The sequence below is a fragment of the Curtobacterium sp. WHRI 8282 genome, assembly GCF_040223925.2.
Lineage (GTDB): Bacteria > Actinomycetota > Actinomycetes > Actinomycetales > Microbacteriaceae > Curtobacterium > Curtobacterium flaccumfaciens.
Genome location: NZ_JBEHCD020000004.1, coordinates 53,364 through 74,097, shown reverse-complemented (window position 1 = coordinate 74,097; position 20,734 = coordinate 53,364). Strand labels below are relative to the sequence as shown.

Here is a 20,734-nt window from a genome sequence, read left to right as displayed (position 1 = left end):
GGCGGACATGAGCAGCGCGCAGACGATCCGACTCGCGGTCATCCGTGGTGACGGCATCGGCCCCGAGGTCGTCGACGAGGCCCTGAAGGTCCTGCACGCGGTCCTGCCAGACGACCTCGTGGTGCAGGAGACCCCGTTCTCCCTCGGCGCCGCACGGTACCTGGAGACCGGCGACATCCTGACCGACGACGACATGGCAGCGATCGCGCAGCACGACGCGATCCTGCTCGGAGCGGTCGGCGGTGACCCGCGTGATCCGCGGCTCGCCGGGGGCATCATCGAGCGCGGGCTGCTCCTCAAGCTCCGCTTCGCGTTCGACCACTACGTGAACCTCCGGCCGACGACGGTGCACCCGGCCGTCCCGACACCGCTCGCCGACCCCGGTGAGGTCGACTTCGTGGTCGTGCGCGAAGGGACCGAAGGGCCCTACGTCGGCAACGGCGGTGCCATCCGGACCGGTACCCCGCACGAGATCGCGACCGAGGTCTCGTTGAACACCGCCTTCGGTGTCGAGCGGGTCGTGCGGTACGCCTTCGCGCTGGCGGACCGACGCCCGCGTCGCCACCTGACCCTCGTGCACAAGAGCAACGTCCTGGTGCACGCCGGAGCCCTCTGGCAGCGCACCGTCGCGGCCGTCGGCGCCGAGTACCCGGACGTCACGGTCGACTACCAGCACGTGGACGCGGTCACCATCCACATGGTGCGCGACCCCGCACGGTTCGACGTCATCGTCACCGACAACCTGTTCGGCGACATCATCACCGACCTGGCCGGCGCGATCAGCGGCGGCATCGGTCTGGCGGCCTCGGGCAACATCAACCCGGACGGCACCTTCCCCAGCATGTTCGAGCCGGTCCACGGTTCCGCGCCGGACATCGCAGGTCAGCAGCTGGCCGACCCCACCGCCGCGATCCGTTCCGTCGCCCTGTTGCTCGACCACATCGGTCGCGGTGACCTGGCGGCCGCGGTGACGGCTGCGGTGGAGTCCGACCTCGCCGACCGGGGCACCACGCCGCGTCGCACGGCCGAGATCGGCGACGCGATCGCCGCCGCGGCCACGGCACGCACCACCACCGCCTGAGAAGGAGTCCTCCCCATGAGCACCGACACCGCCTTCGGACTCGAGTTCGCCAGCACCCCGTCCGCCGACCGTCGCGCGGCCGCCGAGCGCGAGCAGATCCTCGCCGACCCGGGCTTCGGCAAGCACTTCACCGACCACATGGCGACGGTCGAGTGGACGCTCGACGACGGCTGGCACAGCGCGTCGATCCACCCGTACGGGCCGCTGTCCCTCGACCCGAGCGCGAGTGTCCTGCACTACGCCCAGGAGATCTTCGAGGGGCTCAAGGCCTACCGGCACGCGGACGGTTCGGTCTGGTCGTTCCGACCGGACGCCAACGCCCGGCGATTCCAGCGGTCCGCCCGACGGCTCGCTCTGCCGGAGCTCCCGGTCGAGGCGTTCGTCGAGTCGATCCGGCAGTTGGTGCAGACCGATGTCGACTGGGTGCCCTCGGCGCCCGAGACCAGCCTGTACCTGCGGCCGTTCATGATCGCGACGGAGTCGTTCCTCGGGGTCCGGGCTGCACAGGCCGTCGCGTACCACTGCATCGCGAGCCCGGCCGGTGCGTACTTCACCTCGGGCCCGAAGCCGGTGTCGATCTGGCTGTCGACGCAGTACGCCCGTGCCGGCAAGGGCGGGACCGGTGCGGCGAAGACCGGCGGCAACTACGCCTCGTCGCTGCTGCCCCAGCAAGAGGCCTACGAGCACGGCTGCCAGCAGGTGATGTTCCTCGACTCGGTGGAGGGCAAGTACCTCGAAGAGCTCGGCGGCATGAACGTCGTCCTGGTCAAGTCCGACGGCACCCTCGTCACGCCCGACTCCGACTCGATCCTCGAAGGGATCACGCGTGACTCGATCCTGCAGCTGGCCGAGGACCGCGGCCTGACCGTCGAGAAGCGCCGGGTGACCCTCGACGAGTGGCGTGACGGCGTCGCCGACGGCTCGATCACCGAGGCCTTCGCGTGCGGCACCGCCGCCGTGGTGACCCCGATCGCCGAACTCCGGGGCGACGGCTTCACGATCGGTTCGCCGACCGTCGGGGCGGGCGAACTCACGATGTCCCTGCGCGACGAGCTCACCGACATCCAGTACGGCCGTCGTCCCGACCCCCACGGCTGGATGACCAAGCTGACCGACGCGTCCTGATCGACCGGCGGGCGTGGGTAGGGTCGAACGGTGAAGATCGCACGGTTCAGCAGCAAGGGTGAAGACCCCCGGTACGGCATCCTCGACGAGCGCGCCCTGGTGGTGCTCGCGGGAGACCCGATGTACCAGGGGTTCGAGACCACGGGGGAGCGCGTGGCACTCGCCGACGCCAAGCTCCTCGCCCCCGTCATCCCGCGCTCGAAGGTCATCGGCGTCGGGCTCAACTACTCGGAGCACGCCTCGGAGATGGACGAGCGCGCCGGCGACGACCCGGTGGTGTTCCTCAAGCCGAACACCTCGGTGATCGGTCCGGACGAACCCATCCGCCTCCCCGCCGACATCGGACGCGTCGACCACGAGGGCGAACTCGCCATCGTGATCGGTTCACTCGCGAAGAACGTCCGGCGTGAGGACTTCGCGAGCGTCATCCTCGGCTACACGATCGCCAACGACGTGACCGCCCGTGACCTGCAGGCGCGCGACGGGCAGTGGACTCGGGCGAAGGGGTTCGACACCTTCTGCCCGCTCGGCCCCGTGATCGAGACCGAGATCGACCCGTCGGACATCCGCATCGAGACCCGCGTCGACGGTGACCTCCGGCAGGCTGCCTCGACGAACGAGATGGTGCACGACATCCCGTCGCTCGTCGAGTTCGTGTCCTCGATCTGGACCCTGCTGCCCGGTGACGTCATCCTGACCGGGACCCCGGCCGGTGTCGGACAGATCCGGGACGGCGAGATCGTCGAGGTCACCATCTCCGGCATCGGTTCGCTCAAGAACCCCGTCATCGCCCGGCACTGACAGCGCTGCCGAACGGCCCGTTCCCCCAGGTGGGGAGCGGGCCGTTCGTCGTTCTCGGGGCAGTGCCCAGCCGCGGCGCAGATGGCGACACGCCCGGGATGTGGCCCGGCTTGGCGCTGCCGTTCACCTCTGCGTAAAGTAATCACTCGTTGCCGCTGAGGCGGAGAACGGAACGGCCGAGACGATCACCGGGTTGAACACCTGGAGATGCAGTCCGGACGGGGTCCCGCTCAGGCAACCAACTCCTCGGAACCACGACCTCTGGTTGTGCGCCCAGGAGGTTGTACAAGACGAATGCCTCTCTGGCGGAACCTGTGATGGGTCGAGCGGGGAGTGCGTCTGGTCCTTGAGAACTCAACAGCGTGCACATTGTCAATGCCAATTTATTGATTGACCTCGTGCCTGGTCGGCTTGCTGACTGGGTCATGAAGCAATTCCTTTTGGATTGAAGATTGTCAGTAGACAGTCAACAGTCAGAATCAACTCGGTCTGATGCCTTCGGGTGTTGGGTCTGTATTTTTTTACGGAGAGTTTGATCCTGGCTCAGGACGAACGCTGGCGGCGTGCTTAACACATGCAAGTCGAACGATGATGCCCAGCTTGCTGGGTGGATTAGTGGCGAACGGGTGAGTAACACGTGAGTAACCTGCCCCTGACTCTGGGATAAGCGTTGGAAACGACGTCTAATACTGGATATGATCACTGGCCGCATGGTCTGGTGGTGGAAAGATTTTTTGGTTGGGGATGGACTCGCGGCCTATCAGCTTGTTGGTGAGGTAATGGCTCACCAAGGCGACGACGGGTAGCCGGCCTGAGAGGGTGACCGGCCACACTGGGACTGAGACACGGCCCAGACTCCTACGGGAGGCAGCAGTGGGGAATATTGCACAATGGGCGAAAGCCTGATGCAGCAACGCCGCGTGAGGGATGACGGCCTTCGGGTTGTAAACCTCTTTTAGTAGGGAAGAAGCGAAAGTGACGGTACCTGCAGAAAAAGCACCGGCTAACTACGTGCCAGCAGCCGCGGTAATACGTAGGGTGCAAGCGTTGTCCGGAATTATTGGGCGTAAAGAGCTCGTAGGCGGTTTGTCGCGTCTGCTGTGAAATCCCGAGGCTCAACCTCGGGCTTGCAGTGGGTACGGGCAGACTAGAGTGCGGTAGGGGAGATTGGAATTCCTGGTGTAGCGGTGGAATGCGCAGATATCAGGAGGAACACCGATGGCGAAGGCAGATCTCTGGGCCGTAACTGACGCTGAGGAGCGAAAGCATGGGGAGCGAACAGGATTAGATACCCTGGTAGTCCATGCCGTAAACGTTGGGCGCTAGATGTAGGGACCTTTCCACGGTTTCTGTGTCGTAGCTAACGCATTAAGCGCCCCGCCTGGGGAGTACGGCCGCAAGGCTAAAACTCAAAGGAATTGACGGGGGCCCGCACAAGCGGCGGAGCATGCGGATTAATTCGATGCAACGCGAAGAACCTTACCAAGGCTTGACATACACCGGAAACGGCCAGAGATGGTCGCCCCCTTGTGGTCGGTGTACAGGTGGTGCATGGTTGTCGTCAGCTCGTGTCGTGAGATGTTGGGTTAAGTCCCGCAACGAGCGCAACCCTCGTTCTATGTTGCCAGCGGGTTATGCCGGGGACTCATAGGAGACTGCCGGGGTCAACTCGGAGGAAGGTGGGGATGACGTCAAATCATCATGCCCCTTATGTCTTGGGCTTCACGCATGCTACAATGGCCGGTACAAAGGGCTGCGATACCGTAAGGTGGAGCGAATCCCAAAAAGCCGGTCTCAGTTCGGATTGAGGTCTGCAACTCGACCTCATGAAGTCGGAGTCGCTAGTAATCGCAGATCAGCAACGCTGCGGTGAATACGTTCCCGGGCCTTGTACACACCGCCCGTCAAGTCATGAAAGTCGGTAACACCCGAAGCCGGTGGCCTAACCCTTGTGGAAGGAGCCGTCGAAGGTGGGATCGGTGATTAGGACTAAGTCGTAACAAGGTAGCCGTACCGGAAGGTGCGGCTGGATCACCTCCTTTCTAAGGAGCATCTGGCCTCGTGTTGTCCCTTATCGGGGCACGCATGGTCCAGGCGCCTGATTCGGACCGAACGTGTCCGACGGGTAGCTCATGGGTGGAACATTGACAGTGCAGTTGGGAGTGATGCTTCCGACCTCAGTACGCTCTGCTTGCAGGGTTGGGACGGGTCGGGGTGGAGCTGCTGGCTGGTGCACGTTGTTGGGTCCTGAGGGACCAGGCTTCCTGTCGTCACGTGAGTGGTGGTGGGGGTTGGGCCTACGGGTCCTTCTTCGGGCCAGGGTGAACCTACCGTTGTGGTGGGGGAGTGCTGGTGCCGATCGTATGTTGAGAACTACACAGTGGACGCGAGCATCTTTGATTCGCGTCATCCATGATCAGACTTTTAGGTTGTTGATTGGTGACGTTGGATCGCAATTTTAATCTTTGTGGTCAAGTTTCTAAGAGCAAACGGTGGATGCCTTGGCATCTGGAGCCGATGAAGGACGTAGAAATCTGCGATAAGCCTCGGGGAGCTGATAATCGAGCCTCGATCCGAGGATTTCCGAATGGGGAAACCCCGCCAGGCGTTTTGCGACCTGGTGACTCCCGCCTGAATATATAGGGCGGGTAGAGGGAACGTGGGGAAGTGAAACATCTCAGTACCCACAGGAAGAGAAAACAACATGTGATTCCGTGAGTAGTGGCGAGCGAAAGCGGATGAGGCTAAACCGATCATGTGTGATAGCCGGCGGGCGTTGCATGGTCGGGGTTGTGGGACACGTCACTCAGTTCTGCCGGACTGGGACGGTTACAGCGCATCATAGTCGAACCGGTTTGAAAGCCGGGCCGTAGTGGGTGCCAGCCCCGTAGACGAAATGGTGTTATGGCCGGATGTGTATCCCAAGTAGCACGGGGCCCGAGAAATCCCGTGTGAATCTGTCAGGACCACCTGATAAGCCTAAATACTCCCAGATGACCGATAGCGGACAAGTACCGTGAGGGAAAGGTGAAAAGTACCCCGGGAGGGGAGTGAAATAGTACCTGAAACCGTTTGCTTACAAACCGTCGGAGCCTCCTTAGTAGGGGTGACGGCGTGCCTTTTGAAGAATGAGCCTGCGAGTTAGTGATATGTGGCGAGGTTAACCCGTGAGGGGCAGCCGTAGCGAAAGCGAGTCTGAATAGGGCGTTTGAGTCGCATGTTCTAGACCCGAAGCGAAGTGATCTATCCATGGCCAGGTTGAAGCGACGGTAAGACGTCGTGGAGGACCGAACCCACTTCAGTTGAAAATGGAGGGGATGAGCTGTGGATAGGGGTGAAAGGCCAATCAAACTTCGTGATAGCTGGTTCTCTCCGAAATGCATTTAGGTGCAGCGTTGCGTGTTTCTCGCCGGAGGTAGAGCTACTGGATGGCCGATGGGCCTCAACAGGTTACTGACGTCAGCCAAACTCCGAATGCCGGTGAGTGAGAGCGCAGCAGTGAGACGGTGGGGGATAAGCTTCATCGTCGAGAGGGAAACAACCCAGACTACCAACTAAGGTCCCTAAGCGTGTGCTAAGTGGGAAAGGATGTGGAGTTGCACAGACAACCAGGAGGTTGGCTTAGAAGCAGCCACCCTTGAAAGAGTGCGTAATAGCTCACTGGTCAAGTGATTCCGCGCCGACAATGTAACGGGGCTCAAGCACACCACCGAAGTTGTAGATTTCGCACTATAGACAAGCCTTCGTGGTTCAGTCGTGCGGAGTGGTAGGAGAGCGTCGTGTGGCGAGTGAAGCGGCGGAGTGATCCAGCCGTGGACGCTACACGAGTGAGAATGCAGGCATGAGTAGCGAAAGACGGGTGAGAAACCCGTCCTCCGAAAGACCAAGGGTTCCAGGGCCAGGTTAATCCGCCCTGGGTAAGTCGGGACCTAAGGCGAGGCCGACAGGCGTAGTCGATGGACAACGGGTTGATATTCCCGTACCGGCGAACAACCGCCCAAGCTAATCCAGTGGTGCTAAGAGTCCTAACCCGGTACAACCGGATCCCTTCGGGGTGATGGTGGCCGGTCTAACGCTCGACCCCATGCTGGTGCGGTTAGCGTATGAACAGGTGTGACGCAGGAAGGTAGCTGAGCCAGGCGATGGTATCCGTAAGGTGAACCTGGTGTAAGGATGTAGGGCTGACGATAGGCAAATCCGTCGTCTGTGTGCCTGAGATCCGACGCGTACCCGTAAGGGGAAATCAGTGATCCTATGCTGCCGAGAAAAGCATCGACGCGAGGTTGCAGCCGCCCGTACCCGAAACCGACTCAGGTGGTCAGGTAGAGAATACCAAGGAGATCGAGAGAATCGTGGTTAAGGAACTCGGCAAAATGCCCCCGTAACTTCGGGAGAAGGGGGGCCGGACACGTGACCGGATTTACTCCGTGAGCGTTGAAGGCCGCAGAGACCAGTGGGAAGCGACTGTTTACTAAAAACACAGGTCCGTGCGAAGTCGCAAGACGATGTATACGGACTGACGCCTGCCCGGTGCTGGAAGGTTAAGAGGAAGGGTTAGCCTTTGGGCGAAGCTCTGAATTTAAGCCCCAGTAAACGGCGGTGGTAACTATAACCATCCTAAGGTAGCGAAATTCCTTGTCGGGTAAGTTCCGACCTGCACGAATGGCGTAACGACTTCCCAGCTGTCTCAACCGCGAACTCGGCGAAATTGCACTACGAGTAAAGATGCTCGTTACGCGCAGCAGGACGGAAAGACCCCGTGACCTTTACTACAGTTTGGTATTGGTGTTCGGAGTGGCTTGTGTAGGATAGGTGGGAGACTGTGAAGCGGGCACGCTAGTGTTCGTGGAGTCATTGTTGAAATACCACTCTGGTCACTTTGGATGTCTAACGTAGGACCCTGATCGGGTTCATGGACAGTGCCTGATGGGTAGTTTAACTGGGGCGGTTGCCTCCCAAAGAGTAACGGAGGCGCCCAAAGGTTCCCTCAACCTGGTTGGCAATCAGGTGGCGAGTGTAAGTGCACAAGGGAGCTTGACTGTGAGACTGACAGGTCGAGCAGGGACGAAAGTCGGGACTAGTGATCCGGCAGTGGCTTGTGGAAGCGCTGTCGCTCAACGGATAAAAGGTACCTCGGGGATAACAGGCTGATCTTGCCCAAGAGTCCATATCGACGGCATGGTTTGGCACCTCGATGTCGGCTCGTCGCATCCTGGGGCTGGAGTAGGTCCCAAGGGTTGGGCTGTTCGCCCATTAAAGCGGTACGCGAGCTGGGTTTAGAACGTCGTGAGACAGTTCGGTCCCTATCCGCTGCGCGCGTTGGAAATTTGAGAAGATCTATCCCTAGTACGAGAGGACCGGGATGGACGAACCTCTGGTGTGTCAGTTGTTCTGCCAAGGGCACCGCTGATTAGCTACGTTCGGACCGGATAACCGCTGAAAGCATCTAAGCGGGAAGCCGTCTTCGAGATGAGATTTCCATGCACCTTGAGTGTGAGAGGCTCCCAGCAGACTACTGGGTTGATAGGCCGGATGTGGAAGCGGGGACTAACGACCCGTGGAGCTGACCGGTACTAATAAGCCGAAGACTTGATAACACACTGATTTCCGTGCACTTGTTGCACGGGCTCGCGTCCACTTTGTGGTTCCCGACAGACGATCGGGAATCGAAACTGAATACACCGCTCTGTCTTCTTCACGGGAGATGGTAGCTGGGACAGCTTTGAGACCAAATGCATGATCTGGTCGAGAGTGTTCCGGTGGTCATAGCGAGAGGGAAACGCCCGGTCACATTCCGAACCCGGAAGCTAAGCCTCTCAGCGCCGATGGTACTGCAAGGGGGACCTTGTGGGAGAGTAGGACGCCGCCGGACTTAACGTAGAAGAACCAGGGAACCCCTGACCATTCGTGGTCAGGGGTTTTCTGCGTTCTGCGACCCATCCACAGGGCCGGTGGGAGGGACAGGCGCCGCGGTAGGGTTGACGGGTCATGACTGCGCCATTCACCACCGCCTCCGGCTCCGACATCCGCGTCCGCTTCTGCCCGAGCCCGACGGGGACCCCGCACGTGGGGCTCATCCGTACGGCGCTCTTCAACTGGGCGTACGCCCGCCACACCGGCGGCAAGCTCGTGTTCCGCATCGAGGACACCGACGCCGCCCGCGACAGCGAGGAGTCGTACGCGCAGATCCTCGACGCGCTCCGCTGGCTCCGGCTCGACTGGGACGAAGGGGTGGACGCCGGCGGCGAGCACGGACCGTACCGGCAGTCCGAGCGAACCGCGATCTACGACGACGTGATCGCGAAGCTCAAGGAATCCGGCCACATCTACGAGTCCTTCGTCACGCCGGACGAGATGGAAGCCCGCAACAAGGCCGCCGGTCGTGACCCCAAGCAGGGGTACGACAACCACGAGCGTGACCTGACCGATGCCGAACGCCAGGCCTTCCGCGACGAGGGCCGCGAGCCGGCACTCCGGCTGCGGGTCCCCGACCGTGACCTGAGCTTCGACGACCTGGTGCGCGGTGAGATCACCTTCAAGCAGGGCACGTTCCCCGACTTCGTGGTGGTCCGCCCGAACGGCACGCCGCTGTACACGTTCACGAACCCGGTGGACGACGCCCTGATGGGCATCACCCACGTGCTCCGGGGTGAGGACCTGCTGTCGTCGACGCCGCGGCAGATCGCCCTGTACGAGGCGCTGTACGAGATCGGCCTCGCGCCCTCCATCCCCGTGTTCGGGCACCTGCCGTACGTGATGGGGGAGGGCAACAAGAAGCTCTCGAAGCGTGACCCCGAGTCGAACCTGTTCCACCACCGTGCCGCCGGCATGATCCCGGAGGGGCTCGTCAACTACCTGGCGCTGCTCGGCTGGTCGATCGGCCCCGACCGCGACGTGTTCTCGATCGACGAGATGGTCGCGGCGTTCGACGTCACCGACGTGAACCCGAACCCGGCCCGCTTCGACCACAAGAAGGCCGAGGCGATCAACGGGGACCACATCCGTCTGCTGGCGCCGGAGGACTTCCGGTCGCGCCTGCTGCCGTACCTGTCGGAGTTCATCAGCGACCCGGCGACCCCGGAGCAGCTCGAGGTCCTGACCAAGGCTGCTCCGCTCGTGCAGGAGCGCATGCAGCTGCTCGGCGAGGCACCGGCGATGCTCGGGTTCCTGTTCACCTCCGACGCCGACCTGGTGGTCGAGGACGACGCCCTGGCCTCGCTCAAGGGCGACACGGCGACGGTCCTGGCGGCGAGCACCGCGGCACTCGAGGGCGTCCAGGACTGGACCACCGAGGCCGTCGAGGGCGCGCTCCGTGCAGCCCTCATCGACGAGCTCGGCCTGAAGCCCCGCGTCGCCTTCGGCCCGCTGCGCGTGGCGGTGTCCGGACGTCGGATCAGTCCGCCGCTGTTCGAGTCGATGGAGATCCTGGGCAAGGAGTCCACCCTGACCCGGCTCCGCGCCCTCGCGGCGCGCTGACCGACCGTGAGCAGCACGGCGCACACCGTCCCGGTCGTGCACGACGTGGCGATCATCGGCGCTGGTCCGGCCGGGCTGAGCGCTGCGCTCAACCTGGTCCGTGCGAAGCGCACCGTGCTGCTCGTCGACGCGAACCGCCCCCGGAACGCCGCGACGCTCCGGTCGCACGGGTTCCTGACGCGCGATGGCATCTCGCCGCTCGAGCTCCGGAAGCTCGGGCGGACCGAGGTCGAGGGGTACCCGGAGGCGACGGTCGTCCAGTCCGTCGTCGACCTGGTGGCCCCGGACGTCGACACGGACACCTGGCGGGTGCACGGCTCGTGGCGCGGCACCGAGCTCGAGGCCCGCGCCCGGACGGTCGTCGTGGCGACGGGGTTGCGTGAAGAGTTCCCGGCGCTGCCGATGCTCCGCGCGTTCTACGGCACCGCGGTGCACAGCTGCGTCGAGTGTGATGCGTACGACAAGGCCGGGCAGCCGCTCGCGTTCATCTGCGAGACCGACGACGTGGTCGACCGGGCGCTGCTCATCGCCTCCTGGACCGACGACCTGATCGTCTACACGAACGGGGTGGCGCCGCTCGACGACGCCGGCCGTGCTCGGCTGGCGTCGGCGGGGGTCGTCGTGGACGAGCGGGTCGTCGAGGACCTCGAGGGCGATCGCTCCGGGATGACCGGCGTCCGGCTCGCGGACGGCCACGTCGAGCCGCGGACCGGTGGGTTCGTCCGACCGGTGTGGCACGCCGACCTCGACTGGCTGCGCACCAGCGCCACCACGAGTACGAGCGCCACGAGCGGGAACACGGCCGAGAACGGCGACACGCCCGGAGCACTCGAGGGGCTCCAGCGCGACACGCGGGGACTCCTCGTGGTCGACCGGGTGGGCCGGACGTCCGTCCCGGGGCTCTACGCCGTGGGAGACGTCACCCCTCCCGGGCCGGAGCAGCTCATCGTCGCCGCCGGACACGGAGCCGCGACCGCCGCCGCCGTGCACCGAGACCTGGTGGGTGGTCTTGCGGACCTCCGGGATGCTGTACAGTAGTTGATCGTGCCCCGGGTGACCGGGCCAGAAGGCCGACAGGCCTTTTGGGGTATGGTGTAATTGGCAACACAGCGGTTTCTGGTACCGTCGTTCTTGGTTCGAGTCCAGGTACCCCAGCACTCGATGAACAGCCCCCGGGATCTCCCGGGGGCTGTTCTCGTTCCAGGCTGTTCTCGTTCGCGGCCCCGCTGGTTCCGAGCGTCCTCATCGGGGATGCACGGCTCATCCACGGTCACGCCACGGCTGATCCGGAGGTTGCGCGGAACCGCACGATCCCCGAGCCGGCGCGAGCCGCCGTGCGGAAGGCGCCCACGGCGGTGGTCCGGTCGTTCCGGAGCCGTACCGTCCGTGGCGGGCGCAGGCCGCGCCTCCAGGCCGGTTGCGGTTCCCCGCACCGGGCTCTCGACTGCTCGCGGGCGGGGGGAGCGCGGACCTACGGTCGGAAGACCGTCGCGGGAGTCGTGGCGGTCCGCTGCTGAGCACCCGAGGTGTCATCGTGACCTCCGTCGACCCGCTAACGACCGTCGATCCCTGGAACCACCCCGCAGCCGTGCCCGCGGCGGCCGACCACTCCGTGCTGGACCGCTGGGACCGCGTGGTGGCACTCCGGGGCGACGCCGCCGCGCTCGCGGGCGACGGCCGCCCGTACACCTACGCCGAAGCGGACCGGGCCTCGCGCGCGCTGGCCGCAGCCCTGGCCGTGACGCTCCGACCCGACGACCACAGCGGCGCCGGCGTCGGCGACACCCCGGGCGGGGCGTCGAAGCCGGTCGGGCTGATGGCGGGGCAGTCGACCGAGGCCGTGATCGGCATCCTCGCGCTGGTGCGTGCCGGACGGACCGTGGTGGTGCTCGACGACCACCTGCCCGCAGCACGCCTGGCGCACGTGGCCCGGCTCGCCGGCGTCGACGAGATCGTGGCAGACACCGAGCGTGCGGCGCTGGCCGCTGCCGTCGTCGCGGAGCGGGACGGCCGGGTGCACGCACTCGGCGAACTGCTGGACACGGGCGAACCGCTGGACGCGGGCGGTCCCGGCGCGGCCCCGTCGGCGGACACCGTCGGCGTGCGCCCCGGCGGGCGGGACCCCTTCGCCATCGTCTTCACCTCCGGCTCGACCGGCATGCCGAAGGGCGTCGTCCTGACGCACCGGCAGCAGATCGCCGATGCCGAGCAGGACGCGGTCGCGCTCGGCCTCGGCCCCGGCGACCGGCTCGGGGTCGTCCTGCCGCTGTCCTTCGCCGCCGGGCTCCTGTTCTCGTTCGACACGTTGCTCTGCGGCGGCACCATCGTGCTGCTCGAGCCGCGTGAACTCGGTGTCGAGCGACTGCTCGGGCGGTTCCGGGACGACGACGTGAACGTGCTCGTCTGCACCCCGCACCTGCTGCGCTCGATCATCGGGTCGCAGAGCGCCCCCGGGTCGCACGGGACCGCAGCCGGAACCGCACCGGTGCTCGGCGGGCTGCGCTTCCTGATGACCACGGGCGAGTCCGTCACCGGCGCCGACCTCGCCGCGGCCCGACCCCACCTGGACCCGGACACGCTGCTCCTGAACGCCTTCGGCTCGAGCGAGACCGCGTGCGTCGCCTACTGCCCGGTGACCCCGGGCGAGCCGGTGCCCGAGGGCGTCGTGCCCGCCGGGTGGCCGTTGCCCGGCAAGACGGTCCTCGTGCTCCGTGAGGACGGCAGCCCTGCCGACCCGGGGGAGACCGGCGAGCTCGTCGTGGTCTCCGACGCCCTGACCGCGGGCTACTGGGGCGCGCCGGAGAAGACCGCCGAACGGGCCGGACACACCGGCGAAGCCGAGGCCGTCGCCGGCATCCCCGTCGGGACCCCGAGCTGGCGGCAGGGCGACCTGGCACGCGTCGACCCCGACGGGCGGCTCGTGCTGCTCGGCCGATCCGACGACGCCGTGAAGGTCCGCGGCTACCTGGTCGAGCCGAGTGAGGTCGAGGCGGCCCTCCGCGCGGTCCCCGAGGTGCACGACGCGGTCGTGACGGCACAGGTCGACCCCGGTTCCGTCACCCGGCTCGTCGCCTACGTGGTCGGTCGCCCGGGGCACCGCACCCCGGCACCGGGCGCGCTCCGCCGGGCGCTCCGTGAGCGGCTCCCCGAGTACATGGTGCCGGCGTCGATCGTGCCGATGACCGAACTGCCGCGGAACGAGCGCGGCAAGGTTGACCGGGCCGAACTCCCCGGTGCGCCGAGCGTCGAGACCGAGATGGTCGAGGGCGAGTACGACCAGTGGGAGCTCGTCGTCGGGCAGATCTGGGCCGAGGTGCTCGGCCTCCGGGGCGTGCACCTGGACGAGGACTTCTCCGCGCTCGGCGGCGACTCGCTGTCCGCCGAGGAGATGCTCGCCGTCGTGCAGGACCGGCTCGGGGTCGACCTGCGCTCCTCGGACGTACTCGAGCACCCGACGCTCCGCGCCTTCGCCCGACGGGTGCGGAGCGGGACGAGCGCGCTGCCGAGCCACCCCGACGTCGTGAAGGTGTCCGAGGCGCGCGAGGGCGGCCGTCCGCCGGTGTTCTGCTTCGCCGGTGGCGGTGCCCTGGCGCTGACGTTCCTGCCGCTCTCGCGGCACCTGCCCGCACACGACCTGTACGCGTTCCAGCAGCACGCCCTCGAGCGCCGTGGGATGCCGGACTGGAACATCGAGCGGAGCGCCCGCCGCTACCTCGCCCTGATGCGCATCGTGCAGCCCCGCGGCCCGTACCTGCTCGTCGGGCACTCGCTCGGCGGACTCGTCGCGCTCGAGATCGCCCGGCTCCTGACCGAGAGCGGGGAGCAGGTGGAGCACGTCGTCCTGCTCGACACCTACCTGCCCCGCACGAAGTCCGAACAGGCACGCCTGCACTTCGGCCGGATGGAGCCGCGCGACCAGCCGAACACCGCCGTCCGGGCCGTGCAGCGGGGGCTCGACCGCGCCGTCAGGCGGGTGCTGCCCGCGGGTGTGCCGTACGGGGCGCTGTTCGCCAAGCGGCTCCGTGCGTACACGGCCGGCGTGCTGCGGCACGGTGGGCAGAAGGACTTCGACGCGTTCTTCGACCAGGCCGAGATCGTCACCAGGCGCCACCACCCGACGCCGTTCCACGGGAGGGCCACCTACGTCCTCGCCGACGCCAACCCCGACGCCGCCGGGTGGTCCGCCCTGCTGCGCGGGCCCACCGAGATGGTGCGGATCGCGAGCGAGCACACGTCGCTGCTGCGGGAACCGCACGTCGCCGAGCTGGCGGTCGCGCTGCGGGCCGCCTTCGAGACGGCGGACGTGCCGCAGGTCTGAGACCGGCCCACGACCGGACGGGAGGCGCGGTGCCGGCTGGCACACCTCCCTCGCAGGCTCGGTCAGCGCGCCCCGCGCAGCGCTTCGCGTTGCCGCTCTGCGGGGCGCGCCCGTCCGCTCGTCCTGCGTCCACCGCCCGCCGGCCGCCGCGCCGGAGGGCCGACCTGCACGAGGGTTGCGGGTTTCCGTATCCGCACCCGGGTGTCCGCAAGGGACCGCACCGCGCATTGACCCTCCCGCTGGCCACGGCGATGGTTGGAACCGCGGGGGAGAGTACCCACTCACCCGCGGCAAGCAGGCGGCGTCGTACCCGCGTCCCGCTGCTCGACCGACGACGGTCACCGTCGTCGATGCGTCATCCGAGGACGCGCCGCTCGTCTCGACGAGCCACCACCCGACAGCAACCCTGACCCGACAGGACCGCGCCATGCCCGCACGTACCGTTCGCCCTGCAGACCCGAGGGTCTCCGTCGTCATCCCGGCACGGAACGAGGCCCGCAACCTCGAGATCATCCTCCCGAAGCTCCCGCCCGTGTACGAGGTGATCCTGGTCGACGGCAACTCCGTCGACGACACCATCGCCGCCGCCCAGCGCGTGATGCCCGACATCCGCGTCGTGCACCAGACCCGCAAGGGCAAGGGCAACGCCCTGGCCTGCGGCTTCGAGGCCGTCACCGGCGACATCGTCGTCATGTTCGACGCCGACTGCTCCGCGGACCCCGACGAGATCCCGCGGTTCGTCCAGGCACTCATCGACGGCGCCGACGTCGCGAAGGGCACCCGGTACTCGCTCGGCGGTGGCAGCGACGACATCACGATCGTCCGGAACATGGGCAACCGCGGCCTGAACATGCTCTGCAACATCATCCTCGGCACCCGCTACAGCGACCTCTGCTACGGCTACAACGCCTTCTGGGCGGACGTCCTGCCGGAGATCGGTCTGCTGTCGTCCGAGCTGCCGAAGCCGGCCGACGGTTCGATGCTGTGGGGCGACGGGTTCGAGATCGAGACCGTCCTGACCTGCCGCTGGTCGGCCGCCGAGCTCGCGATCACCGAGGTGCCGAGTCACGAGAAGCTCCGGGTGCACGGCTCCAGCAACCTCAACGCCGTGACCGACGGCATCCGCGTGCTGAAGTCGATCATGCACGAGCGTCGTCGCGCCGCCATCGGCCGTGCCGAGGTCCGTCGCGCGGCGATGAGCGTCGTCCCGCCGGCCGAGCAGCTGGCCGCGCCGCCTGCTGCTCCTGTCGCTGCTGCGCCCGCCGCTGCGTCGCCGGTCGCTGCGTCCGCCGTCGCCGGGGCATCCGTCGTCGCCGGGGCGTCCGTCGTCGCGTCCGTCGTCGCCCTCGAGGAGGACGTCGCGTGACGACCGTTGCGGTCGTCATCTGCGCCTACACCCAGCAGCGCTGGGGTGACCTGCAGGACAGCGTCGAGTCGGCCAAGCGCCAGCCCGAGGGCCCCGAGGTCGTCGTCGTCATCGACCACGAGCCCGAGCTCCTGGCCCGCGCCGCCGCGCGCTGGCCGGAACTGCGGGTCGTCCCGAACACCGAGGACCGCGGACTCTCCGGGGCCCGCAACACCGGTGTCGCCCTGACCGACGCCGACGTCGTCGCGTTCCTGGACGACGACGCCACCGCGGACCCCGACTGGCTCGGGCACATGCTCACCGCGCTCGAGGACCCCGACGTCGTCGGTGTCGGCGGTCGTGCCACGCCGTCCTGGCCGGCCGCGACCGGCCCCGGCCCGTACGCCGACGAACTGCTCTGGATCGTCGGGTGCTCGTACCGCGGGCTGCCCGAGACCCCGGGCGACGTCCGCAACGTCATCGGGTCGAGCATGGCGTTCCGCCGCGACGCGATCCTGCTCGCCGGCGGTTTCCGCTCCGGCATCGGCCGCGTCGGCAACCAGCCGCTCGGCTGCGAGGAGACCGAACTCTGCATCCGCATCGCCCAGGCCCGTCCCGGCGCGCGGATCCGGCACGAACCGCGCTCGAACGTCTCGCACCGGGTCTCCCCGGACCGTGTGACGATGCGCTACCTGCGCCGCCGCAGCTACTACGAGGGCATCTCGAAGGCCGTGCTGAGCCGTCGGGTCGGCACGGGTGACTCGCTCGCCAGCGAGTCGACCTACCTGACCCGCGTGATCCCGGGCGCCGTGCTGCGCGAACTGCGTCACGTCGGTCGTGGCGGAGGCCTGCGGGCGTACGCGATCGCGCTCTCCGTCGTCTCGACGGTCGCCGGCTACGCCGTCGGCCGGGTCCTCGGCACCGTCGTCGTGCGGACCCCGCCCGCACCCGCCCCGCTCCCGCAGCCGGTGGGCACACCGTGACCCGCGCGACCCTGGCGATGGTCCTCTCGCCGGTCGTGACCGGGCCGCTCGTCCCCACCTGGGACGGCGCGCTCTGGGTCGGCGAGGTCGACCGTGCCGACGTGCACGCGTCGAGCCACCGGGACGTCATCGCCCTGCAGGGATCGACCGGGTACGGGCGTGCACGACTGCTCGTGCGCGACCACGGCGAGCCGCTCGGCTTCGTCGAGGCCGAGATCACCGAACGCCGCCGCATCGGCGGCACCATCGACGTCCGTGCGCTGCAGCGCGCGATTCGGCCCATGCCGGCACCCGAGCGTCGGCCGGCAGCAGGTCTGGTGCTGCCGTCCGTCACCGTGGTGCTCTGCACGGACGGTGCCGCCGGCACGACCATGCGGTCGGTGCTCGCGAACGGGCACCCCGACTTCGACGTCGTCGTCGTCTCGCACGGCGCCGACGACGGCGGTGTGGCGACCGTCGACATCGGCGGACGCCGCGTCACCACCATCGCCGCGCCCGACGGCGGCCTCGCCGCCGCGCGGAACGCCGGCCTGCTCGTCGCGACCGGCGACGTCGTCGCGTTCGTGGACGAGGGCGCCGTCGTGGACGGCGGCTGGATCGCCGCGATCGCCCGTGCCTTCGCGGCCGACCCGGACGTGGCCTGCGTCACCGGGCTCGTGCCGAGTGCCGAGCTCCGGACGCCGGCGCAGCGCTGGCACGACGACCGCACCCCCGGTGGGCGAACCGTCCGCCGCCGGGTGTTCCGGCTCGACGACCCGGTCGACGACCTCCCGCTGCACCCCTTCGCCGCCTCGGCCTACGGCACCGGCGCGAACCTCGCCGTGCACCGCGCGACCGCGCTCCGGATCGGTGGGTTCGACACCGCCTTCGGCCCCGGCACCCGCGTCGGCGGCGGCGACGACCTCGACCTCTTCACACGACTGCTGTTCGCCGGATCCGCGATCGCCGTCGAACCGGCCGCGATCGCGTGGCAGCGATCGGCGGACGACGTCGCGTCGCTCCGCGCCGCCGCTGCCGCGCACGGCCACGGACTCGGAGCCTGGATGACCAAGAACGCACTCGACCGCGACACGCTGACCGCCTCGGTGGACGCGGCACCGGAGGCCATCAGCGCCTTCGCGCGCCTCGGCCTCGAGCAGGGCGACGACGCTGCCGACGCTGCTCCGGCGAACGGCCACGGGACGAGCACCGCGCGCGAGGCGGACACCGTCGACGCCGTCGACGCGGAGTTCGCGGCGACGAAGCGTCGGTTGCGTCGCGTCGAGCGGCGCTCCGTGCTCACCGCTCCGGTCCTGGCGCTCCGGGAACGCATGGGCGGCGCGGGAACGATCGACCGCACGGCGCACGGCCGCCACGAGCTGCAGCGCGGCCTCGACACCGCCGGGCCGGCGCGACCGACCCCCGGTGGCGCGATGGGGCCAGCGGCGCGACTCGGTGCCGCCGCGATCGTCGTGCTGACGCTCGTGCTGGCCGCCGTCGGCAGCGTCGTCGAGCTGCCCACGCTGCGGGCGAGCGCCGTCGCGGTCTTCCTGTTCGCCCTGCTCGGGGTCGCCCCGATGCTGCTCGTCCGTCCGATGTCCCTCGCACGGTTCGCCGTCCTCGCCGTCACCGGGTCGCTCGTCGGCACGATCGCCATCGGGTACACCATGGCGACCTTCCACATCTGGGCGCCGGCGGCCCCCTTCGTCGGTGTCGTCGTGCTCACCGCGGCGGCGCTCGCCGTCTCGGTACCCCGTGACGTGGCAGAGCTCCGTCGCGCCGGACTCATGCACCGTGCGACCGCTCGGCCCCGGTGGAGCACGACCGCCACCGTGACGGCGCTCTCGCTCGGCGGGCTCGTCGTCGTGGTCGTCGCCGCGCTCACCCACATGGGCGACCCGGTGCCGGCCGGACTGTTCGGCTCGCTCGGCCCGGGCCTGGTCGTCGGCCTCGTGCTCGTCGTCGCCGCCGCGGTCATCGCCCTGGTGCGCGGCCGCGGGCTCGCCGTGCCCGTCGTCGTGCTCGGCGGTGTCGTGCAGCTCGCCCAGGCGATCACGTACGGCGTGCCGACCGTGACCGCCGCGGCCCGGCACATCGGTGTCGTCGAGTACATCCGCCAGTTCGGTGGGACCAACCCGTCGGCCGACATCTTCCAGACGTGGTCCGGCCTGTTCGCGGGCGCCGCCTGGGTCGCCGACGTCGGGGGCATCGTCAACACGATCCTCATCGCCGCCTGGGTGCCGGTCCTGCTCGCGTTCAGCACGACCATCGCGGTCGGGGTCCTGGCGGCGCACTGGCTGCCCGGCGCCCGTCGGCCGTGGATCGCAGCGCTGCTGACCGCAATGACCGGTTCGCTCAACACCACGTACTTCTCGCCGCAGTCGACCGGCATCCTGATGTCGATCGTGATCCTCGTGCTCGCCACCGGACCGCTGCGCGACGCCGCCGTCACCACCGCCGACGGCTCGGTCGCCGCCAAGCCGCGGGCACGGCGGGTGGGGCTCTCGCGGATCATCGCGATCACCCTCATCGGCATCGTGCTCGCCGTGACGCACCAGATCTCGCCGTACCTGACGGTCGCCGCACTCGTCACGCTCATCGTCTTCCGGATGCTCCGCCCCTGGTGGCTGCCCGTCGTCGTGCTCGTGCCGGCGGTGGTCTTCGCCGCGCTGAACGGTGACATCCTCGGACGGTTCCTGTCGCTCGCTGCGGTCGGACGCGTGCTCGACAACGTGCAGCCGCCCGCGCACGACATGACCGTCCTGCCGAAGCCGCTCGTCACGCGCCTGGCGTTCGACATCCCGGCAGCCGCGCTCGTGGTGCTCGGGCTCATCGCCCTGGTGACCGTGCTGATGCGGCGCGACCGGACGCACTGGGCGCTGCTCGCCACCGCCGCGAGCCCGATCTCGCTGCTCGTCGCCACGAACTACGGCCAGGAAGGCGTCTTCCGCGTCGTGCTCTTCGCGACGCCGTGGATCGCGATCCTGGCGGCGGCGCTCCCGATGCCCGCCGGTCGGTTCGCCCCGGTCGCGGCGGTCCTGCAGCGGGGGATGCGCCCGTCCGCCGTGCGGTTCGCGGTCGCCGGAGCAGCGGTGGCAGCGCTCGTCGCGATCGGTGCGTTCGGGCAGACCTCGCTCGACTGGAACCGCGTCATGACCCGGAGCCAGTCCGCAGCGACGCAGTACTACGACCGCACGGCGCCCGCGGGCTCCGTGATGCTGCTCACCGGTTCGGCCAACGCCGTCCCGAGCAACACCGGCGCACGGTACTTCGACGTGGGCTACCTGTCCCGCGAAGCACTCGGCCCGTACCCGGACCCGACCGGCGGCTACGACGCCGAGGCCGACCTGTCGAACGTGACGCGGGAACTGGTCGTGAACTGGTCGGCCACCGGCTACTACGCCCTGGTCGCGGAGCCCTTCGGCGCCTACGACGAGCGGTACGGCTACCAGAGCGACGCCGACTACCAGGAGCTCGCCGCCGCCATGGCGTCCTCGCCCTACTGGAAGCGGGTCTGGTCGTCGGGGACGACCGCGATGTACGAACTGACGACGGAGGGCCTGCGCCATGCAACCGACTGAACCGACCTCCGACAGACCGCGACGGACGCGACGGGCCACCGTCGC

At 67.6% G+C, this 20,734-nt stretch carries 9 protein-coding genes, 1 tRNA gene and 3 rRNA genes; all 13 read left to right on the top strand.

The window, feature by feature from the left end:
* Window positions 1-7: 7 nt before the first annotated feature.
* Window positions 8-1,081 (top strand): 3-isopropylmalate dehydrogenase, encoded by a 1,074-nt coding sequence (locus ABRP24_RS14250; RefSeq protein WP_214525475.1) that lies wholly within the window; start codon window positions 8-10, stop codon window positions 1,079-1,081.
* A gap of 15 nt (window positions 1,082-1,096) precedes the next feature.
* A complete protein-coding gene (locus tag ABRP24_RS14245; protein ID WP_027466537.1) occupies window positions 1,097-2,206 on the top strand; it encodes a branched-chain amino acid aminotransferase in 1,110 nt (369 codons plus the stop codon).
* A 30-nt stretch (window positions 2,207-2,236) separates the two neighbouring features.
* The gene (locus tag ABRP24_RS14240) at window positions 2,237-3,007 is read left to right on the top strand and encodes a fumarylacetoacetate hydrolase family protein (protein WP_027466538.1); all 771 of its coding nucleotides are present in this window, start codon (window positions 2,237-2,239) and stop codon (window positions 3,005-3,007) included.
* A 520-nt stretch (window positions 3,008-3,527) separates the two neighbouring features.
* A 16S ribosomal RNA gene (locus tag ABRP24_RS14235) occupies window positions 3,528-5,049 on the top strand.
* Between the two features lie 427 nt (window positions 5,050-5,476).
* Window positions 5,477-8,604, top strand: a 23S ribosomal RNA gene (locus ABRP24_RS14230).
* A 158-nt stretch (window positions 8,605-8,762) separates the two neighbouring features.
* Window positions 8,763-8,879 (top strand): 5S ribosomal RNA (rrf, locus tag ABRP24_RS14225).
* Together the 16S, 23S and 5S rRNA genes form the textbook arrangement of a ribosomal RNA operon.
* A gap of 116 nt (window positions 8,880-8,995) precedes the next feature.
* Entirely contained in the window at window positions 8,996-10,483 is a 1,488-nt protein-coding gene (gene gltX / locus ABRP24_RS14220) for a glutamate--tRNA ligase (RefSeq protein ID WP_301598492.1), read from the top strand.
* A 6-nt stretch (window positions 10,484-10,489) separates the two neighbouring features.
* On the top strand, window positions 10,490-11,521 hold the full coding sequence (locus ABRP24_RS14215) for an NAD(P)/FAD-dependent oxidoreductase (RefSeq protein WP_349848873.1): 1,032 nt from the start codon (window positions 10,490-10,492) through the stop codon (window positions 11,519-11,521).
* A gap of 45 nt (window positions 11,522-11,566) precedes the next feature.
* A tRNA-Gln gene (locus tag ABRP24_RS14210) sits at window positions 11,567-11,638 on the top strand.
* A gap of 379 nt (window positions 11,639-12,017) precedes the next feature.
* Window positions 12,018-14,801: an AMP-binding protein gene (locus tag ABRP24_RS14205; protein ID WP_349848871.1), complete on the top strand. Its 2,784-nt coding sequence runs from the start codon at window positions 12,018-12,020 to the stop codon at window positions 14,799-14,801.
* A gap of 427 nt (window positions 14,802-15,228) precedes the next feature.
* Window positions 15,229-16,167: a glycosyltransferase family 2 protein gene (locus ABRP24_RS14200; RefSeq protein ID WP_349848869.1), complete on the top strand. Its 939-nt coding sequence runs from the start codon at window positions 15,229-15,231 to the stop codon at window positions 16,165-16,167.
* Entirely contained in the window at window positions 16,164-17,129 is a 966-nt protein-coding gene (locus ABRP24_RS14195; protein WP_301599562.1) for a glycosyltransferase family 2 protein, read from the top strand. Before ABRP24_RS14200 ends, ABRP24_RS14195 begins: the two co-directional genes overlap by 4 nt.
* On the top strand, window positions 17,126-20,689 hold the full coding sequence (locus ABRP24_RS14190; protein ID WP_349848867.1) for a glycosyltransferase: 3,564 nt from the start codon (window positions 17,126-17,128) through the stop codon (window positions 20,687-20,689). The genes ABRP24_RS14195 and ABRP24_RS14190 overlap by 4 nt, the downstream gene beginning before the upstream one ends.
* The last annotated feature ends 45 nt before the right edge of the window (window positions 20,690-20,734 follow it).